At 66.3% G+C, this 1883-nt stretch carries 2 protein-coding genes; both read left to right on the top strand.

Annotated features, from left to right (window positions below; translation table 11 throughout):
* Positions 1-1360: urocanate hydratase (gene hutU, locus EOA28_RS34415; protein ID WP_128315776.1), on the top strand; the 1360-nt coding region annotated here is incomplete at its 5' end.
* 4 nt (positions 1361-1364) lie between these two features.
* Positions 1365-1883: HutD family protein (locus EOA28_RS34420; RefSeq protein WP_148671056.1), on the top strand; the 519-nt coding region annotated here is incomplete at its 3' end.

Raw genomic sequence — 1883 nt, forward strand, 5'->3', positions numbered from 1 at the left:
CTCCAACATCGTGCCGCACTGGGCGAACTGGGAGAAGTTCAACGAGCTCGATAGGAAGGGCCTGATGATGTACGGCCAGATGACGGCCGGCTCCTGGATCTATATCGGCACGCAGGGCATCGTGCAGGGCACCTACGAGACCTTCGTCGAGGCCGGCCGCCAGCATTACAACGGCGACCTCAAGGGCAAGTGGATCCTGACCGGCGGCCTCGGCGGCATGGGCGGCGCCCAGCCTCTGGCCGCCGTCATGGCCGGCGCTTCCTGCCTTGCCATCGAATGCAACCCGGACTCGATCGATTTCCGCCTGCGCACCCGCTATCTCGACGAGAAGGCCGAGACGCTGGACGAAGCGATGGACATGATCGACCGCTGGACCAAGGCCGGCGAAGCAAAATCGGTCGGCCTGCTCGGCAACGCCGCCGAGATCGTGCCCGAAATGTTCAGGCGCGGCATCCGCCCCGACATCCTCACCGACCAGACCTCGGCGCATGACCCGATCAACGGCTACCTGCCGAAGGGCTGGACCATGGCCGAATGGCGCGAGAAGCGTACCTCTGATCCGAAAGCCGTCGAAAAGGCTGCTCGCGCGTCGATGCGCGAGCATGTCGAGGCGATGGTGGCGTTCTGGAACGCCGGCGTGCCGACGCTCGACTACGGCAATAACATCCGCCAGGTCGCCAAGGACGAAGGTTTTGAGAACGCCTTCGCCTTCCCGGGCTTCGTGCCGGCCTATATCCGGCCGCTGTTCTGCCGTGGCATCGGTCCGTTCCGTTGGGCCGCGCTGTCCGGCGATCCGGAGGATATCTACAAGACCGACGCCAAGGTGCGCGAGCTGACCCCCGGCAACTCGCATCTGCACAACTGGCTGGACATGGCGCGCGAGCGCATCTCGTGCCAGGGCCTGCCGGCGCGCATCTGCTGGGTCGGCCTCGGCGACCGTCACCGGCTCGGTCTCGCCTTCAACGAGATGGTCGCCAAGGGCGAGCTGAAGGCTCCCGTCGTCATCGGCCGTGATCATCTCGATTCCGGTTCGGTCGCGTCGCCGAATCGCGAGACCGAAGCGATGAAAGACGGCTCCGACGCCATTTCCGACTGGCCGCTGCTCAATGCGCTGCTCAACACCGCGTCCGGCGCCACCTGGGTCTCGCTGCATCATGGCGGCGGCGTCGGCATGGGCTTCTCGCAGCATGCCGGCATGGTGATCGTGGCCGACGGTACGGCGGAAGCCGCCAAGCGCCTGGAGCGCGTTTTGTGGAACGACCCGGCGACTGGCGTCATGCGCCATGCCGATGCCGGCTACGACATCGCCATTGAGTGCGCCAAGGAGCACCAGCTCAACCTGCCGGGCATATTGGGCTGAGCCGATGCGTATCCTTCGTGCCGCCGATTACCGGGTCATGCCGTGGAAGAATGGCGGCGGCACGACCACCGAGATCGCGGTTTCGCCCGACGGCGCCGGGCTCGACGATTTCGACTGGCGCGTCTCCATGGCCCGCGTCGAAACCAGCGGGCCGTTCTCCAGCTTCGCCGGCATCGACCGCACGCTGTCGGTGCTGGAAGGCGAGGGGATTGTCCTCGACATTGCCGGCCGGGCGCCGGCGCTGCTTACCGCTGACTCGGCGCCGCTCGCCTTTGCGGGCGATGTGCCGACCAGCGCCGCGCTGATCAGTGGCCCGATCACCGATCTCAACGTCATGACCCGCCGTGGCCGCATGGCCCATGGCGTCGAGCGCATGCCGCTCTCCGGCGAGATTCGCATCTCGCCGCGCGCCGACAAGACGCTGGTTCTGGCGGCCAACGCAGGCTTCAGGCTTCTCACAGAGGATGCGCCGAGCCTCGGACCGCTCGATACGCTGATCCTCGATCGCCACAGCCCGGAATTG

The organism is Mesorhizobium sp. M2A.F.Ca.ET.067.02.1.1, from assembly GCF_004023285.1.
Classification (GTDB): domain Bacteria; phylum Pseudomonadota; class Alphaproteobacteria; order Rhizobiales; family Rhizobiaceae; genus Mesorhizobium.